Below are 20,972 nucleotides of genomic sequence, written 5' to 3' on the forward strand. Positions count from 1 at the left end.
AAAAAACAAAAATTTAACAATTAAAATCTTATAAATTTGTAATATTATACTTTAACCCAAATACAAAAATTATGAAAAAAAATCTACTAATGTTTAAAAGGCTTACGTATCTACCTTTGTTTTTAATGCTGCTCTCACTAAGTTCAGTAGCTCAATCTCCTGTAGAAAAACATGGCCGTTTACAAGTTGACGGAAACCGCATTCTTAATGCGTCTGGAGAAATTACGAGCTTAGCTGGTAACAGCCTCTTTTGGAGTAATGCTGGAGACACCTCCGATTTTTATAATGCAGAAACTGTTGATTTTTTAGCAGAAAACTGGAATAGCTCACTTATTAGAATAGCTATGGGCGTAAAAGAAAATTGGGATGGCGGAAATGGCTATATTGATAGTCCGCAGGAGCAAGAAGCTAAAATTAGAAAAGTTATTGATGCAGCTATTGCTAACGGCATATATGTAATAATAGACTGGCACACTCACGAAGCAGAGTTATACACAGATGAGGCTGTTGACTTTTTTACCAGAATGGCAGACCTATACGGAGATACTCCCAATGTAATGTATGAAATTTATAACGAGCCTATATACCAAAGTTGGCCTGTTATTAAGAATTATGCAGAGCAAGTAATTGCTGGTATACGTTCTAAAGACCCAGATAATTTAATAATTGTAGGTACTAGCAATTATTCTCAGCAAGTTGATGTAGCATCAGCAGACCCAATATCTGATACTAATGTGGCATATACTTTACATTTTTATGCAGCATTTAACCCGCATGATAACTTAAGAAATGTAGCACAGACAGCATTAGATAATAATGTTGCTTTGTTTGTTACAGAATGGGGTACAATTTTAAATACCGGACAAGGAGAACCAGACAAAGAAAGCACTAATACTTGGATGGCCTTTTTGAAAGAAAAAGGTATAAGTCACGCTAATTGGTCTTTGAGTGACAAAGCTTTTCCTGAAACAGGGTCTGTAGTTCAAGCAGGACAAGGTGTATCTGGTTTAATTAGCAATAAACTTACAGCCTCTGGTGAAATTGTAAAAAACATCATCCAAAACTGGGATACAGAGACCTCTACAGGACCTAAAACAACACAATGTAGTACTATAGAATGTATTAGAGCTGCAATGGAAACAGCACAAGCAGGAGATGAAATTATAATTGCCCCTGGAAACTACAATTTTCAAGACAAGATACAAGGTGCCTTTAACCGTAGTGTTTACCTTTATGGTAGTGCTAACGGAAACAGTACAAACCCTATTATATTAAGAGGCGAAAGCGCTACAAACCCTCCTGTTTTCTCAGGATTAGATTATAACAATGGCTACCTATTAAGTATTGAAGGTGATTATTGGAATATTAAAGATATAGAGTTTAAAACTGGGTCTAAAGGTATTGTTCTTGACAATTCTAATGGTAGTAAATTAAAAAACCTTGTTGTTCATGATATTGGAGAAGAAGCTATTCACTTGCGTGATGGATCTAGCAATAATAGTATAGATGGTTGCACTATATACAATACAGGTAGAACTAAACCTGGTTTTGGTGAAGGTTTATATGTAGGCTCAGATAAAGGACAACATGACACTTATGAAAGAGCTTGTAACAATAACACTATTGAAAACTGTACCGTTGGACCCAATGTAACAGCAGAAGGCGTAGATGTTAAGGAAGGTACAATGAACACTATTATAAGAAATTGCGTGTTTTCTGCAGAAGGAATTTCAGGAGAAAATAGCTCAGATGCTTTTATTGATTTAAAAGGAGCCTATGGTTTTGTATACAGAAACACGTTTAATGTTGATGGTTCTGAAGTAATAAATACTGGAGTAGACTTTTTAGATAGAGGTACAGGATTTAATACAGGTTTTAGAAATGCAATATTTGAAAATACATATAACCTTGGCAGTAGAGCTTCAGAAATTTCAACTGCTCGTAAAAAACAAGGTTCTCCTGAACAAACTCACGTTTGGGATAATATTAGAAACCCTAATTCTGTTGATTTTCCAATAAGTGATGGTACAGAAAATCTAGTAAATAATTTCTGCCCAGATTGGAATATAGAACCATGTAATCCTGTAGACGAAACCAACCAAGCACCTACAATAAGCTTCCTATCTCCTGTTAACAATATTACTTTAGTTGAAGGTTATAATTTACAAGTTGAAGTTAATGCTACTGATGCAGATGGAACTATTGATAATGTAAAACTTTATATAGATAACAATTTAGTTAGGCAAATAAATTCTACTTCATATAAATGGGGCCATTCTGATTCTCCAAATACAGATGAACTTAATGGTCTTACAGAAGGAACTTATACCTTAAAAGCAATTGCAACTGATAACGACGGGGCTTCTACAGAAACGCAATTTACGTTAACTGTAATAACAGAACAAAGTCCGTCTGAGAATTGTGACTTTAATACACCTTCTTCAACTGGTTTAGAAGATTTTGACATTAAAAAGTTTTCTAACGTTTTTGTGTTAGGATCTGGCGGACCATCTTTAAGTAATTTAAAAACATTTACTATTAATTGGAATTCGCAATACAATGGGTTATATCAATTTTCAATAAACACAAACAACGGTGTACCTGATTATTATATAAATTTAAAACCAAAAATTACCTTTCAGTTTAAAAATGCAAATCCAGAAATATCTATTAGCAATAGCTTAATTCCTAATTTTGATGGTGATTACTGGGTAACATCAGATAACGGTAATTTTGTGATGGTATCTAAAACTAATAATTTTACGATATACTTTAGTAATGACGCTACTGCTCCTATTTGTAATGTTACGCCTAGTAACCAAATAAGTAAAATTACTGATGATTCTAGTATTAATTTTAAGCTTTACCCTAATCCTGCTTTAGACGAAACTATTTTTGTGAGCGCTGAAGATGAAAAACTAGTATCCGTTAAAATTTATGATTTACAAGGAAAACTATTAATTGACAAACAAGATAATAGTGCGTTGTTAAAATTAAATATTTCTGAAATTTTACCTGGAACATATGTTATAGAAATTACAGGTACAACTTCTAAAAAACGTTCTTTATTTGTTAAAAAATAGTGCTTGCAAAAGGCTATTTATTTTTAGATTAAAAATTAATAACAATAAAAGCGGAATATCTATTTTTAGGTATTCCGCTTTTTTATTATTTACGTCATACAAATATTTAAACCAACCACATTACTCAGAACCTAAAAATTAATAGCAAATCACAACCATTATGTATAATCTTATGAGATTTTTATTTGCTAAATTAGGAGCTTAAACCACGTATTAACCATTGCCAAACCGTTGGCATTAATTAAGACAAACCAAATTGAAAGTTAGAGAAACACATAGAAATGATTATACCATTTCAACTGACAAGAATAAATTAGATGTTTTGAGCATCCACAAATTCCTAGCTAACCAAACTGATTGGGCTAACGGAATTCCTTTAAATACTTTGAAAACATCAATTGAAAACTCTTTAAATTTTGGGCTGTACTACAAAAACAAACAAATAGGATTTGCTCGTATAATTTCAGACTTTTCAACTATTGCATATTTAGGAGATGTATATATTTTAAAAGAGTACAGAGGAAAAGGGTTAAGTAAGTGGTTGATAAATGAAATAATGGAGCATCCAAACCTTCAAGGATTAAGACGTTGGATTTTATTAACGGATACAGCCGAGTGGCTTTATAAAAAATTTGGGTTTACAGAAATACCTAAACCTGAATTTTATATGGAAAAACACAATCCCAATGTATATAGCGCAATAAAAAACTAATGCCAACACCGTGTATAATTAATTGCTTTGGGGATTGCTTACTTGGAAAATTCCTTCGGAATTTTCTCGCGTTCGTTTTTGTTTACTAAATTAGTTGCTTAAACACGCAACTAACCATACACAAAACCGTTGTAAGCCATTTGATAAAAATAGAACTATGAATAAGATTTTTACAATATTACTATTGTCTTTTTTGATCATTTCTTGTAATAAAAGTAATGAAAAAACCAAAGTACTTTTCATTACAACCAACGTTAATGAAATGAAAAATGAACCAAATGGAACTTATTTAATTGAATTGGCAATTCCTTTCAATAAATTCTCTGAAAAAAATCTTGAAATTGATATTGTATCACCTAAAGGTGGTGAAATTCCAATATACCACAGCGGAGACACAACCAGTTTAGTAAAAGCAGTTATCAAAAGTGAATTATTCCAAAATAAGACAAAGAATAGTTTAAAACCAACCGAAATTAATCCAAAAGAATATTTAGGTATAATTATTCCTGGCGGATATGGACAATTTTGGGATACGCATAAAGATGTAGATATTCTTAGAGTGATATCAGAAATATATGATAATGGAGGAATTATTGGAACAATAGGCCACGGAACTGCTACACTTATCGATGTGAAATTAAAATCAGGTGAATATCTGGTAAAAAACAAAACAATGACAAGTTTTCCTACGTGGAATGAAAAAAATATAATGAAACAATCAGATTATGGAAAGTTGTTACCTTATGATATGGAAACCGAATTAAAAAAAAGAGGTGCAAACTTAAAAGTGTATAATCACGAAAGAAAAATAAATTATGAAATTGTAGATTCTGAAAACAGATTGATAACTGCTTCTTTTGCTAATAGTGGAAAGTTTGTTGCAGACGAAGTTTTGAATTTGATAAATAGAAAAGAATAAAACGACTTACAGCACCGCATAAAATTAATTGCTAGTGCAAGCTTACTTACGAATCCCGAAGCGTCGGGACTAGCGGACTTTCTATCTGTGGTTTATTTGCTAACTTTAGTGCTTAAACACACAACGAAATTATACACAAGACCGTTGTACCCAATTTGAGAAATGCAGAAAACAGATGAATATATAGCGAAAAGATTAAAGTGGAAAGCTGGAAAACACAGCCTTCCAACCCAACATTCGTTCTTATTCGAAAGTTTGCCATCTGAAAACCAAAAATTCTACTCGGAATTATTTAAATCTCAAAATATTGGAATTCCTGTTTTAGTTTTCACTCAACCCACAAATGACAAATGGACTGTTTTTGGAACTCGGAAAATAGTTTGGGGAGAATATAACAACTTTGAAAGTCTGCTGATAAGTGATATTAAAGAAATGCGACCTCAATCGTTAGTTGAAATTAGCGAAAATGAAAAAGTAACAAGAGAACAAGTGAAAAAAGCTGAATGGGATGAACTGACTATCACTAATCTGAATTCTGAACAGTTCGTTATTCCTGCCTTTAAAGGTTCTGACTTTTTTGCGATGTGGAATATTTTACTAATGAATTGGCAATTGAATCGGAAACTAAAATTAGAAAACTAAATGCCAAATAAGATTATTCAAAAATAACATATCAATAGATTGACAAAAAATAAAGAATATAACTATCCTTTTCACTCAACTGAAATTGGAGAAGTGGAATCTACTCGCAATTTTAACACTGGATATTTTAAGAATTTGACCTTTAAGAAAATCAAAGATGGAGGAAAATTCAGAGGGAATTACATCTGCATCGAATTAGATGATGAATATAGAATTTCTAAATATTAAAAACTGGGTACAACACCTGTATAATTAATTGCTTTGGCAAGTGCTTACTTGGGAAATTCCTTCGGAATTTTCTCGCGTTCGTTTTTGTTTACTAAATTAGTTGCTAAAACACGCAACTAATCATATACATCAACGTTGAACTCAATTACAGAAAACTTTAAATGAAGGCACTAATTGTTGGAAAAGACCAGATAGCTGACACCTATTATCCTATCATAGCGGAATTGGATGAAGAGCAAACTTTTAAGGAGTACGGAGATAAAATCTTGGAAACAAACAACATTTTTATCTCCACTTTGGCTATTGATTTTCCTTCAGGCACTTCTTTAAAAAGAAGAAAGGAAATTGATGAACAATGGAAAGAAAAACTACCGCAACTTAGCCATATAAAAAGACTAAACCTTAGACATAAAGTAGACCAAGACTACTTTGATGTTATATGCAAAATGAAGAATTTAGAAGTTTTAAACATTTGGTCTTCTACCGTTACAGACATCGGATCAATTAAAAAATTAACGAAACTGAAAGCCTTGTATCTAAGTAATTTTTCAAGACTAGAAGATGTTTCACCATTAATTGAATTAAAATCATTAGAGAGTCTTTCAATTCTCGCGTCTTTTAAAGTTGCTAATTATGAATTAATTGGAAAAATGAAATGGTTAAAATCCTTGGAGCTTGGCGGGGACACATTTGCTCCAAAAAATTTAATACTACATAGTCTTGAACCTTTTACAAACTTAAATGAATTAATTGAACTTGATATGTCCTGTGCATCAATAAGAGACAAAAATTACAAACCAATTTTAGAACTCAAAAAACTAAAAAGACTTGATGCACACTGGAGAATGAAAAACCAGGAAAGGGAACTCCTGCAAAGTGAGCATCCATCACTACAATCTGGGTTCTTTGTTGCTTACGATTTTGTTAAAAATGAATTTAAAAATGGAATTGAATGGTGGATAGAAAAATAAGAACTGATTTTCGGCCACATAATAGTCATTAATCGTTAAAGTTTCATTCCGTTTCTCCTTAAAGTACCCTAAAAAATTAAATATGTCACAATCTGCATCACAAGCCGCAATATTTTATAGAGATGTTGAGTCATCTAAAAAAGTATGGACTATAAAAGATAGCGGAGGTTTTCCTGCGCCAAAAAACAGAGACGGTATTAGAGCTATGCCATTTTGGTCTAGCAAATCTAGAGCAGAAATAATTATTAAAACAGTTAAGGCTTATAAAGGTTTTGAGCCCGTAGAGCTAGATTTAAATACGTTTTACAATTACTGGTTAAAAATATTAAAATCTCATAAACAACTAGTAGGCATAAATTGGAGCGGAAAAAAAGCTGTTGGTTATGACATACCGCCAGAACACATAATAAATTGGATTGATAAGATTAGAGATACTAAAAACATTTAATTTGTGTATTAATTTTAACCCAAGTACAAATTAAAATAGCGTATATTAAGTTACTTTTAGTAATTGCTAATTGCAAAAACAAAAGCATCAATAATAGCTTTAATTTATAGGGCCTTACCACTTTTATACCATTACAAAGCAGTATTTATAAAATTATGAAACAATTTATATACGCATTACTCGTATTCTCCTTGATTGGTTGCAAACAAAATTCAACAGTTTTTTCTGAACCTGAGCTATTATTGTTTAAAAATATAGGGTTTAACAAAGAGGTTTTTATTGATTTGAAAAAAGCAACTACTGAAGATTTTTTTCGGTTTGAAATATCTGAACCTGGTTATGTTATAAACAAAAATGGAACAGAAAGCAAAACTGGAATTGAACAGTTAAACGGAATTTCATTTAAAATATCAGAAAATAGAGCGTACCAAATTATACTAGAAAATAAAGCAATATTAAAAAGCAAAGGGTATCAACTGTTTTTATCAGAAAGCGGATATCAAAGTCCTTCAACTGTATCTGTAATTAAATCTACAGACAAATTTGATATTCTTAGAGTTCAGAAAACAGATGGAATTAACTTTGATATAGATAACAATGATGTTATAGAAAAACTTAAGGTTTGGGACAAGAATTATGGCATTGAAATATTAGGAGCCGATTATGATTGGGTTGCTTTAACTTTTAATAATAACATTAATGATGCTGCCTTTGCTGCAGAAGTTTATGATTTTTGTCCGGATTCTGTAGACCAAGGAGTTGGGGAATTAAGTGAACTTGAAAGAATAATTAGGGATGAAAAACAACTTTTTTTGTGGTGGGATTAAAACAATAGAGAACATATTTTTTTATACATTGTAAAAAATTTAACTACACTAAAAACAGAATATGGCAGCTTGGGGCTATGGAGTATTTGATGACGATACTGCATATGATTTTATCGATGAAATAATAACAGGTACGAAAACATTTTTCAAATCTTGATTTTTAAAATACAATTAAATTTGATTATTTGAAATATGAACTACTTTGCCCCTAAATGGAAAGGGAACATAGAGCACTTAATTAATAGATTTAAGTAAACTTTGTAACACATAATTTACCCAAATACAAGAGGGTTTGTTTTTTGCAATGGGACTTCAAAACTCATTTGTAACTAAAATTTCTAACGCTGTTGTAAGAACTACTCACCTTACAGGCTTATTCACCGATTTAGGAATTGAATTGTCTCAATTGTTTTTTTCTAAATCATATCCGCATCAGAATAAAAGAAACTATTAAACTACATATTTATATTATTTCCTTTTTCTTTTTAGGTGGTATATTTGGCGGCTTTTTGTACTCTAAAATGGAGTTTAAACTTAATACTTTATTTTTTCCAGCAATTGTGTTGTTAATGAGTTTATTTTACGATGATTTTAAATGTAGAATAAGAAAACGTATTACTTAACTTAAGTTCAGTATTTTTATTAGCTCTTTTCTGATCTTTGTGTTTGAAGAAAATGCAAAAAATATGAAGCCTTTAATTGTACTTTTATCTAGTTTTACAATAATTTTGTTGGTTATAAAAATTATATATAATAAATATGATTTTGCATTATCAGCTAACATAGCAATGTCTGTAATGTTACTATTTACTGCTCTTGGGCATTTTGCATTTACCAAAGGAATGTCTTTAATGATACCCAAATATATTCCCTATAAAGAAACATTTGTTTATTTAACAGGAGTATTTGAAGTTATACTGGCCATAAGCCTTCTTATTCCCCGATATAAATATATTTCTGGATGGATATTAATTATTTTTCTTTTGTTAATGTTGCCTGCTAATATTTACGCTTCTTTAAACAAGGTAAACTATCAAAAAGGAACATTTGATGGAAATGGTATTAGTTATTTATGGTTTAGAGTTCCATTACAATTTTTATTTATCATCTGGACCTATATTAGCACTGTTAAATACAATTAAAAAATACAGAACTAAGACTTGTGTTGCACACTAAAAGCTACACAGCCAGCTGACAATACTTTCCACTTTATCAAATATATACTAAACCCACACGAATATATATTTACATAGTAAAGCACTCATATTAAGTACTAAGTTTGCTTTAGTTAGCAGCAATTTGTTGTTGCAATAACACTTGCTGCAACTAAACAGTAATAAATAACTAAACCACAAAAAATGAAAGCAATAAACATTGTTAAGTATGTATTTACAATAATAGGTATTGGTATGCTTTTAGGAGCATTTTTTGCGTTCCAAAGTACCAACAGTTTTTTACAAAATGCTACAGAAACACAAGGCATAGTAATACAAATGCTAGAGTCTAGTTCTAGTAGTTCTTCAGACAATTCTATAACATACAAACCTGTAGTAGAATTTACAGATAAAAATGGAGAACAGTTTCAGTTTACGTCTACTGTAAGCAGCAACCCTCCTAGTTACAGTGTTAATGAAAAAGTAGATGTAATTTACAGTCCAGATGCCCCCAACAAAGCTAAAATAAAAGGATTTTTCTCTCTTTGGGGTTTAAGCACTATACTTGGCGGTATGGGTTTAGTTTTTGCATTAATTGGTTTTGGTATTATAATATCTGGCATTAAGAAAAAGAAAATGCACAACCACCTAAAACTACACGGTACTAAAGTAGAGTCAGATTTTCAGAATGTAACTTTAAATACTTCTATTGCTGTTAATGGTAAAAACCCTTTTGTTGTGGTATCACAATGGTTAAACCCTAAAACATCTGAACTTCATATTTTTACTAGTGATAATATTTGGTTTGACCCTACAGACTTTATTAAAACAGAAAAAATAAATGTTTTAATAGACCGCGATAATCCTAAAAAGTATGTAGTAGACTTATCATTTTTACCAAAAGTAGCTGAGTAAAAAAGTCTTTAGGCTTTTTCTCTTAAAAATAACACTGATTAAAATTAGCTTACAAAAGAAAAAAATTAACAGATATAATTATGAAAAAACTAACCGTACTTCTGCTGCTTGTTAGCCTATTTGGACACGCACAAGTAGACTATAAAGGACTTGTAAAGAATATAGAGGATATTACTTTAGAAACTGATATAAAAGCTCATCTTAAAGGCTTACCGTTTACTGAAGAATATGGTGAAATTAAATTTAGTGATGAACGTTTTTTACGTTTTTATGGAGTTTTTGTAGATAAAGTAAAAATAAATACGAGCTATGAAGGCAAAAGAATAACTATGCATTTTTTTGATGAAATATCTAATTTCAACAAACTTAAAACTAAACTAACAGAATTGTATGGTAATCCTAATACTAACCAAAGTAGTAGTTCTGCTTATTACGAGTGGAAAACGGATAACAAAAGCCTAATGCTAAGAGTTAATACCGAAGATGGCTTATTTACAGAATTTGATGAACTGGTAGTAACATTATTCCAATAAAAAAATACACGTAATGAAAAACATAATAACAGTTCTAGTTTTATCAATTTATACAACACTTGTTTCTTGTGATAGTGTTGCTACTCCTAGATATGACTTTGCAGAAGTTAAATCTAGCTCACAAACAAAGGCGTTAATTGCTAAAATGATATTAGAAAACAAAGAAGAAAATATAGATAGCACATCTAGCTTTATAGACCTTACCTTAAAAGGGATGCACTACGCAGATGTTCCTATAAAAAGTGCCTTAATCACAAACAGTTACACTTTACTTACAACTGACACTGTTAATTTTTCTGGAAAGAAAATACTTGAAGTTTTGGAAGCCGAAAAAGGGTTAACAAACCAAACTAACAGCTATAGTGATGATGTTGAATTTGAATGGAAAGATGAAATTGAAACTAAAAAACTAGAAGTTAATTTTGTAAATGGCAAACATTTAGCTGCTTTTGGTAATAAAGATTATGGCAAGTTAACTATTACATACAACCCTATATACACCATACCCTTAGCAAAAATACACAGTAAGGTTAAAGTTTTTGACACAGCGCCTAAATACGTACTAAATATTAAGTCGTACAACAGTGTTTTTGATATTAGTATAAATGATGTTAGTATTGCCACAGATACAGACTCAGATACTTTTAATTTAAACAACTACATTACTGGTCCAAATTCTTCAATAAAATTAACTGCTAAAACAGAAGATAAAACCATAAAAAAAGAACCAAATACATATTATGAAGATCCTAGTTTTTCAATACAAATTATAGATAACAGTACAAATGAAGTTGTTAAAAGTATAGAAAAAACAAGTATTAGAAATAATATTCCAGTAAACCTTAAAATAGACTTTAACTCCACATTACCATACTACCCAGAAGCTTGGACAAATGGTACAGATTTAAGAAACAGCAAGGATTTAAAAGAAAAAGTAATTGCATTATACACCAAATTAGGAAATGCCATTTTAGCAAATGATGAGCAAGCTATTAACGACTTGTTTTATCAAAAAGATTTTGAAACGCAACAGCTAGATTTTGATACTAATTTTGAAACCGCACGTACCAAGTGGGAAGCCTACTTAACTATGTTACTAAATACGTATAAGTACACGTTAGCAAAGGATTTTGATATTGAATTTAATGCTGGTGGTAAATTAATTTATACTTACGCTAAAGACAAATCTGATATGATCATTTTAACCGGCAAAAATTACGATGATGCCTTTAATCATTTTTTATACCAACCTAAAGGTACTAACGAGCTAAAAATAATACGATAATGAAAAAAATACTATATATAATTACGGCACTTTTAGCTATTGTTAGTTGTAACAAAACTCAACCAAAAAACAATACCGAGTTAAATGAGTTTATATCTGCTTTAGACAATAAACCCTTAGAGGAAATTAAAGAAGAAGTAAACTCCAATATTAAACAATTTGAGTCTATGGCTAAATTATTTAGTGGCTCTTTTTCTAATGATATTAAAACAATTGACAAAGAAGACGAAAAGTATGAAGAACCTTTTAAAGTAGATACTACAGGGGTACACAAAGCTCTTAATCAGTTTAAAAATGTGACGTTTTCACAAACGTATAGCGATTATAAAAGTGATTTGCAATTTGTAGGTACTAATAATGATAATAAAAACCCTATAAAGCTTGGCCAAGGTGTTACACAAACATTCACCCCTAAAAAAATATATTACCATAATGGCGAGGTTCGTACAGATAGTATTGAAGATTATGGGTTAGATTTTCATTTTACTGAAAAATGGGGAAAAGCTAAAGCTATTGACAGCGTAGATATTACATTTAAAGTAGATTATATTAAAGATTATGATGTAGTTGAAATTTCATCAGACAACCCAACAGTACAATATAAAGGCGGAGAAATTAACTTTGTAAAAGCAGAAGGCAATTATATTTATTTTACATTGAGTGATACAATTGCTTCTCCTATAAAAGTACAAGGCCATAATGAAGAAGGTAAAGTCTTAGACCGCAGCGGCTACTCTAACAACGGTGTAGCTCCTGACGAACAAGAAGATATACTTACAGAAATGTTAGGGTACTTTAAAAAACTACAAAAAAAATTAAATGATGATGATTTTAAAGATACTGCAGAATTACAAGAGTATTTAAAAGACAACCTATCTAGTATAGATTTTTTTAACGATAATGATGGTATTTTTCATAAGCAATATTACTACTATGGTACTGTAAAAAGCGTAAAGTTATTTTTTAAAAAAAATACAAAAACCGAGGAAACAACATTTACAGCATACAACTACCAACCAATTAAAGAAAATGATGCACTAGTTGCGATGCAAACAGAGAATGCAATTGTATTTATAGACAGTAATGGAGAACCAAAAATAACAATACAAGGGGTTGGAGGTTTAGAAAATATAGGAGGTAATTTTTATGAAGATTACAATCACTTTTATCACTTAAATAAAGCTGAAGAAAAATTAGACACGCTTTTAGTTTACAGTGTAGAGGCTTTTAGTAACGGCCTTGTTGGTATACTACCAGAACAAGAAAGTGATAATTATACGCTTGTTACACAAGATAACAAACCAATAGGATCTAAATTATACTGGCAAGTTAAAGAAGTTGGCAATTTGTTATTTGGGATTACTTATGACAACAAATACTACCTATTAGATGAAAATGCTAACGCCACCCTACTACCTGGCATACATAAAATATATAATAACTTAGCTGATGACAGAATTATGGTTAGTAACACCAACTCTAAAATAGGGTTTATTAATAGTAAGGGCAAATTAGTTATTCCTTTTAAATATACTGATGCTAAAGACTTTGAAGATGGTATTACTGCGGTAGAATTAAATGGTACTTATAAGCTTATTGATACAAATGGAAAAGTATTAGTAGACACTAAAGAAGATGATTTTGACTTTTTAAAAGAAGACGAAAACAAAAAAAGAATTTACAGCTTTAATTATGGTAGAGTAAAGTACAACTACAAAGGGGAATTAATAGAAGAATAAATATGAAAAAAATTGCATTAATTTTTATAATTTTTATCCAAATTATACCTCTTTGTGCTCAAAACAATTTGTTTGTTACTGCCAAGAGTGGCTTAAACGTTAGGGAAAATTCTAGTTTGGACGCTAAAAAAATAGGAAAATTTAATTATGCCGAAAAAGTAGCGGTATTACATAAAACAGACCTATTTTTTGAAGTAACTGACGACGGAAAAAAAATAAAAGGACAATGGTACAAAGTATCTGGTAAGGCTGATAATAACAAAGAGCTTACCGGCTATGTTTTTAGTGGTTTTTTATCCCAGCCAAAACAAAAGGATACGTTTAATTTTCTTCATTATAACGACAATTTTGATTATCCTGTTATAGGAGCCTCAAAAGGAAAATCTTTCTACGGCTTTATTAATACCGAAGAAGGTCGCAGCTATTTAAAAGGAGACAGTATTGAAATTGAATGGGAAACTGGTGTTGTTTATATTGCTGGTGACGGTGACAGAAAACAACTAGCTGATTTTATTGTTACTACTAAAAAAATTAAAAATGGTAAAATTGCTGACTTTAGAGAGGCTTATAAAAAAGAAATAAAATACACTTATACAAATAACTACACGCAAGATTATTTAGATAAGCTTTATCTTGAGGTTGAAAATTATATAGTTAATTCTAAAAATGAATTGATTAAAAAAATAATAGAAGACAAAGAACAGTTAGCCTACAGTATAGAAGAAAAAACAGTAAATGGTAAAAATTTAACTGTAATAGGAATTTATAAATCATTTGAAGGAAGAACAATTACAATACAATGGCTATCTTATTACCCTAAGTTTCCAAAATTGTATGAGATAGACTTATAAAACTATCATCAATTAAACCAAAGTACTACTACCTATTAACTACTTTTAATAATTTTAGTTTTATGAAATGTGTAATTAGAATTGTATTTTTATTAACGTCTCTAAGTTTATTTAGTCAAGATTTTAGTGACATTAAAACTAGAATTGGTTTATTAAAAGCTACTGCTAATTTTAAGGTAGACTCTACAGGTATTTCTAAAATACCAATACCAACATATTATTGCAACACTAATGGCACAAAAAACAATCGGCACGTGCAAGACCTAAATAATGATGGCTTAAAAGACCTCATATTTTCAGGAACGTGTCAACCATATCATCAAACAGCAATATTTTTAAATAGTAAAAAAGGATTTCAGTTAGTATATGATGCTCCTGGTAAAATACTATCAATAACAAGTACTACAAATGGTACAGAAATAAATAGTTACAATCCCAGTTGCTGTTGTGAGTATTATTCTAACTTAATTAAAGTAACTATTAACAATACATCTGCTGTTAAGGAAAGTACAATATCATTTCATGACAAAACAACTATTACAGCATCAAACAAATTATATGCTAAAACAGTATCCGGAATTTTAAGAAGTACACCAGTAGTAGATGATGTTACAAAAAAAGATCCTTGTACAGCTGAAGAAAAAACTGGAAATAGAATAGGAATTGTAGAAAATGAGTCTGCAATAGTTGTAAACCAAGAAAAAAATTGGCTTTTGGTTTTTATTAAACAAAATGGATCCTACGCTGTTGGCTGGATAAAAAAGTAACACACTTAAAAAATTGCATAAACTGTTAAAAATGAAATCGTTTAAATTACTTTTTTACATACTACCATTTTGCTTTTTTGCTTGTAACTTATCTAGCAAAAAAAATACTGACCAAAGCAATGGTAATATTGATGCAGCGTTAGAGCAAAAATCTAAAATAGATTCATCTAGCATAGAAATTACAGTAGAACGTGGCGCTTTTCATTATGATAAGTTTGTACTTAAAGACACTTTAATCACTTTTTATCCATCTAAAGAAAATATAGGAGTAGATAACAGTAATTACAATCAAATTTCTAAAAAAATCATTAGCGTACAGACCAGAAATAATTTTGTAAAAAAGATTCTTAATGATGATTTTTTTAAACTTAAAAACTTCTACGCTAGCAACACAACTTGCAATAGCCACTTAACGGTTGCGGTTAAATTTAACAACCAATTAAAAAAAGTAGTTTCTGAAGATTTTGATAGGGAATGCCCTGAGCTTCTAAAGTATATTGAAAAGGAGATTATTAGAATGCATAGTAAGGAATTAAAACGATTTTTATTGCCTGGATAAAACAGAAAGTCATAATGTTAAAATGAAATCAAAAACTATACATATATTACTTTCAATTTTAATTACGGTTGTAGTAATTTGGTTTCTTCTAAAACCAAATTATACATATTACAAAACAGAAATAATAAAAGGTAAAGACTTACAGGTGGTTATTTATGTACAAAACAACTTTAGTCACTTTGGTTTTTCTAGTCAAGACGGTCATAAATTAGCCTACATAGAACTACAAAATTTAGACGGAAATACTTTAGCTAAACAAAGCCTATTTAATAGGTGTGAGGTTCTAATAGAAGAAATAAATCCATCTGTAGAAAACAACAAACTATACTTTACCAAGTTTAGCTATATAAATTTGTTAGATTATAGCTATTATTGTTTTAAGTAAATATCTTACTTATTTAAAATGAAACCAATTACAGTTAACTGGACAATAAATTTGCCTAATGAAAGCCAAATACAGAAAATGTGGCAAGAGTTGGTTTTTGATGTTATTGACGAAGAATTTGAGTTTATAAATTTAGTAAAAGCTAACCTTGGCGGCGATATTTATTTTAAGGGATTTAAGTTTCATGAAAATGAAATATTTGATTGGTTTTGCTCTCGCGGAAGATTAGACGAAATTGACTTTTATAATAATTTTTTACTTTCTGATAAAGTTCTTAAAACCTTTAATAATGAAAATAATTCTGAAAAAAGGGCTTTTAAAATTGATAAAGAACCAAATTTTGATACTAAAGATGGTTTTGTAATTGATGGAGAACTTGCTGCGTTACTATTTCATGGAGGCGCATACGGCTCTCAATACAAAAAAGAACCTAAGCAAATTAAAGAAAAAGCACGGTTATTTTGCTCGCAGTTGTTTTATGAAAAATACAGTTATGATTATGTTAGGTATTACACCTCTAGCACTGCGTGGAATACGTGGTTTATAGATTTTATTATAGATTATACGTATTTGATAGTTTGTATGGAAACAAGAACAATTTGGATATTAGCATATACAGACACCGATTAATTTAGTAACTTGTTGCATATCAAAAAACTATATAATATGAGAAAAACTCTCACTCTTGTTCTTCTAATTTCTTGTTTTGTAAAACCTTTATTTGCACAAACCAACAAGACTTTTATAAAAGAATATTTAGAACGTTTAGAAACTTCTAAAAAGTATTTAATTCTTGTTGCAGAAACTATGCCTAACGATAAATATACTTTTAAACCAACACCAGAGTCTATGAGTTTTGCAGAGCATTTAATGCACATTGCTTGGGCTATGGATTGGCATAGCCAATCTTTAATGGGTGGTAGAGATGCTAGAAATTGGGAAACAGATACAGAGCTTAAAATAGGTAACAAATCTAAAGAAGAAATGATTGCCACAATTAGCAATACTTTTGACGTTACTAGTGCTTTTATTTCTGAATTTGATACAAAAAAGCTAGATGAAAGACTTGACTATTTTGGAGCCAACAGAACCAAAAGACAAATTTTATTACTACTCACAGATCATATTACGCACCATAGAGCTCAAATGCTAGTTTATATGCGCTTAAACGGATTAAAGCCTCCAAGGTATGTATTGTACCAATAAAATTAATTTTAGTTCTTAACATTTGTGACAGTACATTAATAGAAAGACAAAAAAATACAATGATAATATTTAAAATTATGTTAAATATTTTACCAATCGTTCGGTAATTAAAAAAATATATTACATTTGCCCTATGAGACCACAAAAAGTATTAGACAAAGAAATATTAAACGGCTTAACTAAAATTTTTAGATCTAGAGGATATGAAGGTGCTAGTTTAAAAGAATTATCTGATGCTACTGGTTTAAAAAAAGCAAGTCTTTACCATAGGTTTCCTAACGGCAAACAAGAGATGGCAGACGCTGTTTTAGTACATTTAGAAGAGTGGATTAACACCAATATTTTTCATACGCTTTTAGACACCAACTTAACACCTACAGTCCGTTTAAAAAAAGGATTATTGGCCATACGTGAATTGTATGATGGTGGAGATGCCATTTGTATATTTAGAGCACTATCTATGCAAGCTGGTATAGAGTTGTTTGAAGCGCAAATAAATAAAGGGATGACACAGTGGTTGTCTGCTTTTAAAGAAATAGGTATTGCCCTAAGCTTTACATCAGAAGAAGCTGAAAAAAAAGCTATGCAAGTACTAATACAAATACAAGGTTGCCTAATTGTAACAAAGGGCTTAGGTGATTTGTCAGTTTTTGAAAACACAATGCAAAACATAGAAAATAGTTACTTAAAAAGATAAAAAAAATTAAATTAATATTTTACCGAATGTTCGGTAATTTAAATAAATAATTATGAAAAAATACCCATTACCTCCCTTTACCCAAGAAACAGCCATACAAAAGGTACAATTAGCAGAAGATGCTTGGAACAGTAAAGACCCCATTAAAGTATCTATGGCATATACCCTTAATACAGAATGGCGTAATAGAACCAGTTTTATTAATGGTAGAAAAGAGGTGCAAGAGTTTTTAAAAAACAAATGGATAAAAGAGCATAACTATAAATTAAAAAAAGAGCTCTGGAGCTTTAATGAAAATAAAATTGCCGTTAGGTTTATTTACGAGTATCAAAGTAATAATGGACAATGGTACAGAGCTTACGGAAATGAAAATTGGGAATTTGACGAAAACGGATTAATGCAAAAACGCTATGCAAGTATTAATGATTTGCAAATAAATAAAAACGAAAGAATAATATAAAATGAGAAAATTACAACTAGTGCCCTTGTTATTATTAATGTTAATAACTGCCTGCAAGGATAAAACAGAAACAACAAGCAGTAAAAAAAATGTAGAAACTATAAAAAATAAAAAAATGAATAATGTAAAATACAAAACGGAAAATGTAAATGGTGTAAAAATTGCTTATAGAGAAGCAGGAGACAGTAACAACCCAACAATAGTACTATTACACGGGTTTCCGTCTTCTTCTCATCAATACAGAAAAGTATTAAACCAGCTATCAAATGAGTACTATTTAATAGCTCCAGACTATCCTGGTTTTGGAAATAGTGATTTTCCTTCACAAAAAGAATATGAGTATACTTTTGACAATATTGCTAAAACAATAAATTCATTTTTAGAGCAAAAATCTATAACAAGTTACGCTATTATGATACAAGATTATGGCGCACCTATAGGATTTAGAATAGCAACAGCAAACCCAGATAGAATAACCGCCATAATTAACCAAAATGGTAATGCTTATGAAGAAGGTTTAGGTGAAGCTTGGAAAACTACAAAAGAGTTTTGGGCTAACAGAAATGAAACTACAGAAAATGCATTACTACCATCATTTTCCTTAGAAGGTTTAGAATGGCAATACACGCACGGCACCAGAAATTCAGAAAATATAAATCCAGATACTTGGCATTTAGACTACCTTAGATTATCTAGACAAAATGCGCATACTGTAAATTTAGATTTGTTTTATGATTATCAAAATAATATAAAACTATACCCTAAATGGCAACAATATTTAAGAGACAACCAACCTCCATTATTAATTGTTTGGGGTAAAAATGACGCATTCTTTCCTGAAAGTGGAGCAGAAGCATTTAAAAAAGATGTAAAAAATATAGATTACAATATCTACAATACCGGTCACTTTGCTCTAGAAGAAGATGCAGATAAAATTATACCAAAAATGAGATCTTTTTTACATAGTTTAAAAAAATAACATTTTAGTATTGTATAAATTGCAATAAAAAAAGCCTCATTAAAAAATGAGGCTTTTGCGTATAACGTATTGTTTTTATTTTTTATTTGCAGTAGTAATGTACTTCTGTAAAGCCATTGTCATAGATGGCGTTTCTGGTGTTGGCGCAAGTATATCTATACGTAAACCAGCATCTGTAGCAGCATTAACTGTTGTATTTCCGTAAACAGCTATTTTAGTATCATTCTGTTCAAAGTCAGGAAAATTCTTTAATAAAGATTCAATTCCAGACGGACTAAAGAAAACAAGTATATCATAATACACATCTCTTAAGTCAGACAAATCACTAATTACTGTTTTGTAAAAAATAGCTCTCTTCCAATCCAAACCAAGACCATCCAATGTTTCAGGAACAATTGGCTTTAATACATCTGAAGAAGGTAAAAGAAATTTTTCTGTTTTATACTTTTTTAACAACGGGGCTAAATCTGCAAACATTCTTTTACCAACATATATTTTACGTTTACGGTAAACTACATATTTCTGAAGATAGTAAGCCACAGCCTCAGACTGGCAAAAGTACTTCATAGAATCTGGCACTTTAAAACGCATTTCTTCTGCTATTCTAAAAAAGTGATCTACAGAATTTCTACTCGTTAGCACTATTGCTGTAAAGTTATTTAAATCAATTTTTTGCTGACGCACTGTTTTAGCATCAACTCCCTCTACATGTATAAACGGTCTAAAATCTACTTTTAACTTCTCCTTTTCAATAAGTCTTGAATAGGGAGAGTTCTCCATTTTAGGTTCTGGTTGAGAAACCAAAATCGTTTTTATCTTCATAGACATCAATATTTTAGGTAACTACCTATTATCACAAAAGGTGAAATTTCGAGTGCGCAAAGGTACAAAATAAAATAGAAAAAATTAACTGTAATGAAATTTCGATGAATTCTTAGCAGATTAACCCAACCAATGCACAGTACAACGATAAACAAAACCAGCGCCAAATAAGCAACTAGCTCAGAATATGGTGTAATATATGTAAGAAAAATATTAGCGACAAACAACACTAATCCGCTGTAATTTTGATAAGAAACTTTATTAAAAACTATATGAACTATTGCTGTTTCGGCGTTAAAAATAAAACTATTAATAAATTGTAATACTAATTTTACTACAACAAATAAACTAATAATTGCAAAAATATAAAGGTAATTTATAGGAGTAAGCGTACCTCCTATTTTAAAAATACTAAGCAAATAATAAACAAACAAAGCTACATTTAACCATAAAAAAACGCTCCATAAAACATTAAACCAGTTAAATAAAATATGTTTTTTACTATGTAAAAAAATGTATTTGTTATTAAATGGTAGCGCTACAAAATTTATAAACTTATGGTAAAAAAAAGTTTTGCTTAAAACCAACACAAAAAGACTAACCACAAATATCGCGGTAACCCAATCTACATTATTAAAAACCCTTGTTATAGATTCCATTTTTCTTTTTGTATAAGTATAATTGGCACAAAACTACAAATTAATACTTAGACCAACTTTATTAATTAATACGTGTTAAAACTTAAAAAAGACGCAATACTATTGTAAATAAATCATAAAACGCACTTTGG

At 30.2% G+C, this 20,972-nt stretch carries 25 protein-coding genes; 23 read left to right on the forward strand and 2 right to left on the reverse strand.

Features of this window, described 5'->3' with window-relative positions; all coding sequences use genetic code 11:
* Positions 1-71 precede the first annotated feature (71 nt).
* From CELLY_RS16630 to CELLY_RS04955, 23 genes are all read left to right on the forward strand, one after another.
* A complete protein-coding gene (locus CELLY_RS16630) occupies positions 72-3,083 on the forward strand; it encodes a cellulase family glycosylhydrolase (RefSeq protein WP_051983444.1) in 3,012 nt (1,003 codons plus the stop codon).
* 256 nt (positions 3,084-3,339) lie between these two features.
* Complete coding sequence (locus CELLY_RS04860; RefSeq protein ID WP_013620544.1) at positions 3,340-3,795, forward strand: GNAT family N-acetyltransferase; 456 nt, start codon at positions 3,340-3,342, stop codon at positions 3,793-3,795.
* A gap of 262 nt (positions 3,796-4,057) precedes the next feature.
* Positions 4,058-4,714 (forward strand): DJ-1/PfpI family protein, encoded by a 657-nt coding sequence (locus CELLY_RS04865; RefSeq protein WP_169309917.1) that lies wholly within the window; start codon positions 4,058-4,060, stop codon positions 4,712-4,714.
* A 162-nt stretch (positions 4,715-4,876) separates the two neighbouring features.
* A complete protein-coding gene (locus CELLY_RS04870) occupies positions 4,877-5,356 on the forward strand; it encodes a hypothetical protein (protein WP_013620546.1) in 480 nt (159 codons plus the stop codon).
* 389 nt (positions 5,357-5,745) lie between these two features.
* A complete protein-coding gene (locus CELLY_RS04875; protein WP_013620547.1) occupies positions 5,746-6,555 on the forward strand; it encodes a leucine-rich repeat domain-containing protein in 810 nt (269 codons plus the stop codon).
* A gap of 82 nt (positions 6,556-6,637) precedes the next feature.
* Positions 6,638-7,003: a DUF2750 domain-containing protein gene (locus tag CELLY_RS04880; RefSeq protein ID WP_013620548.1), complete on the forward strand. Its 366-nt coding sequence runs from the start codon at positions 6,638-6,640 to the stop codon at positions 7,001-7,003.
* A gap of 284 nt (positions 7,004-7,287) precedes the next feature.
* A complete protein-coding gene (locus CELLY_RS04885; RefSeq protein ID WP_244847072.1) occupies positions 7,288-7,830 on the forward strand; it encodes a DUF4253 domain-containing protein in 543 nt (180 codons plus the stop codon).
* A 61-nt stretch (positions 7,831-7,891) separates the two neighbouring features.
* Positions 7,892-7,987: a DUF4259 domain-containing protein gene (locus CELLY_RS17340; protein WP_013620550.1), complete on the forward strand. Its 96-nt coding sequence runs from the start codon at positions 7,892-7,894 to the stop codon at positions 7,985-7,987.
* A gap of 147 nt (positions 7,988-8,134) precedes the next feature.
* Entirely contained in the window at positions 8,135-8,284 is a 150-nt protein-coding gene (locus CELLY_RS17345; RefSeq protein ID WP_409222026.1) for a DUF1275 family protein, read from the forward strand.
* Positions 8,285-8,516: 232 nt separating this feature from the next.
* Positions 8,517-8,972: a DoxX family protein gene (locus CELLY_RS04890; RefSeq protein WP_013620551.1), complete on the forward strand. Its 456-nt coding sequence runs from the start codon at positions 8,517-8,519 to the stop codon at positions 8,970-8,972.
* Between the two features lie 216 nt (positions 8,973-9,188).
* A complete protein-coding gene (locus CELLY_RS04895; RefSeq protein ID WP_013620552.1) occupies positions 9,189-9,899 on the forward strand; it encodes a DUF3592 domain-containing protein in 711 nt (236 codons plus the stop codon).
* An 80-nt stretch (positions 9,900-9,979) separates the two neighbouring features.
* A complete protein-coding gene (locus CELLY_RS04900) occupies positions 9,980-10,432 on the forward strand; it encodes a hypothetical protein (RefSeq protein ID WP_013620553.1) in 453 nt (150 codons plus the stop codon).
* 13 nt (positions 10,433-10,445) lie between these two features.
* Positions 10,446-11,717: a hypothetical protein gene (locus tag CELLY_RS04905; RefSeq protein ID WP_013620554.1), complete on the forward strand. Its 1,272-nt coding sequence runs from the start codon at positions 10,446-10,448 to the stop codon at positions 11,715-11,717.
* Positions 11,717-13,456 carry a WG repeat-containing protein gene (locus tag CELLY_RS04910; RefSeq protein ID WP_013620555.1) on the forward strand — a complete coding sequence of 580 codons (1,740 nt, stop codon included), beginning with the start codon at positions 11,717-11,719 and terminating at the stop codon, positions 13,454-13,456. Before CELLY_RS04905 ends, CELLY_RS04910 begins: the two co-directional genes overlap by 1 nt.
* Positions 13,457-13,458: 2 nt before the next feature.
* Entirely contained in the window at positions 13,459-14,307 is an 849-nt protein-coding gene (locus CELLY_RS16635; RefSeq protein ID WP_013620556.1) for an SH3 domain-containing protein, read from the forward strand.
* A 62-nt stretch (positions 14,308-14,369) separates the two neighbouring features.
* Positions 14,370-15,074 carry a hypothetical protein gene (locus CELLY_RS04920; protein ID WP_013620557.1) on the forward strand — a complete coding sequence of 235 codons (705 nt, stop codon included), beginning with the start codon at positions 14,370-14,372 and terminating at the stop codon, positions 15,072-15,074.
* 31 nt (positions 15,075-15,105) lie between these two features.
* Entirely contained in the window at positions 15,106-15,633 is a 528-nt protein-coding gene (locus CELLY_RS04925; protein ID WP_013620558.1) for a hypothetical protein, read from the forward strand.
* A gap of 22 nt (positions 15,634-15,655) precedes the next feature.
* Positions 15,656-16,018 (forward strand): hypothetical protein, encoded by a 363-nt coding sequence (locus CELLY_RS04930; protein ID WP_013620559.1) that lies wholly within the window; start codon positions 15,656-15,658, stop codon positions 16,016-16,018.
* Between the two features lie 18 nt (positions 16,019-16,036).
* Positions 16,037-16,648: a hypothetical protein gene (locus CELLY_RS04935; RefSeq protein WP_013620560.1), complete on the forward strand. Its 612-nt coding sequence runs from the start codon at positions 16,037-16,039 to the stop codon at positions 16,646-16,648.
* 36 nt (positions 16,649-16,684) lie between these two features.
* Positions 16,685-17,224, forward strand: a complete 540-nt coding sequence (locus CELLY_RS04940; protein ID WP_013620561.1) for a DinB family protein — start codon at positions 16,685-16,687, stop codon at positions 17,222-17,224.
* 133 nt (positions 17,225-17,357) lie between these two features.
* Complete coding sequence (locus CELLY_RS04945; RefSeq protein WP_013620562.1) at positions 17,358-17,921, forward strand: TetR/AcrR family transcriptional regulator; 564 nt, start codon at positions 17,358-17,360, stop codon at positions 17,919-17,921.
* A gap of 52 nt (positions 17,922-17,973) precedes the next feature.
* Positions 17,974-18,381, forward strand: coding sequence for a nuclear transport factor 2 family protein (locus CELLY_RS04950; protein ID WP_013620563.1), 408 nt, complete (start codon positions 17,974-17,976; stop codon positions 18,379-18,381).
* 1 nt (position 18,382) lies between these two features.
* A complete protein-coding gene (locus tag CELLY_RS04955; protein WP_013620564.1) occupies positions 18,383-19,360 on the forward strand; it encodes an alpha/beta fold hydrolase in 978 nt (325 codons plus the stop codon).
* 75 nt (positions 19,361-19,435) lie between these two features.
* On the opposite strand, the gene CELLY_RS04960 is transcribed toward CELLY_RS04955, so the two are convergent.
* Entirely contained in the window at positions 19,436-20,182 is a 747-nt protein-coding gene (locus CELLY_RS04960) for a uroporphyrinogen-III synthase (protein ID WP_034645978.1), read from the reverse strand.
* A gap of 5 nt (positions 20,183-20,187) precedes the next feature.
* The gene (locus CELLY_RS04965) at positions 20,188-20,841 is read right to left on the reverse strand and encodes a DUF4271 domain-containing protein (protein WP_013620566.1); all 654 of its coding nucleotides are present in this window, start codon (positions 20,839-20,841) and stop codon (positions 20,188-20,190) included.
* Between the last annotated feature and the right edge of the window lie 131 nt (positions 20,842-20,972).

It is taken from the genome of Cellulophaga lytica DSM 7489, from assembly GCF_000190595.1.
Lineage (GTDB): Bacteria > Bacteroidota > Bacteroidia > Flavobacteriales > Flavobacteriaceae > Cellulophaga > Cellulophaga lytica.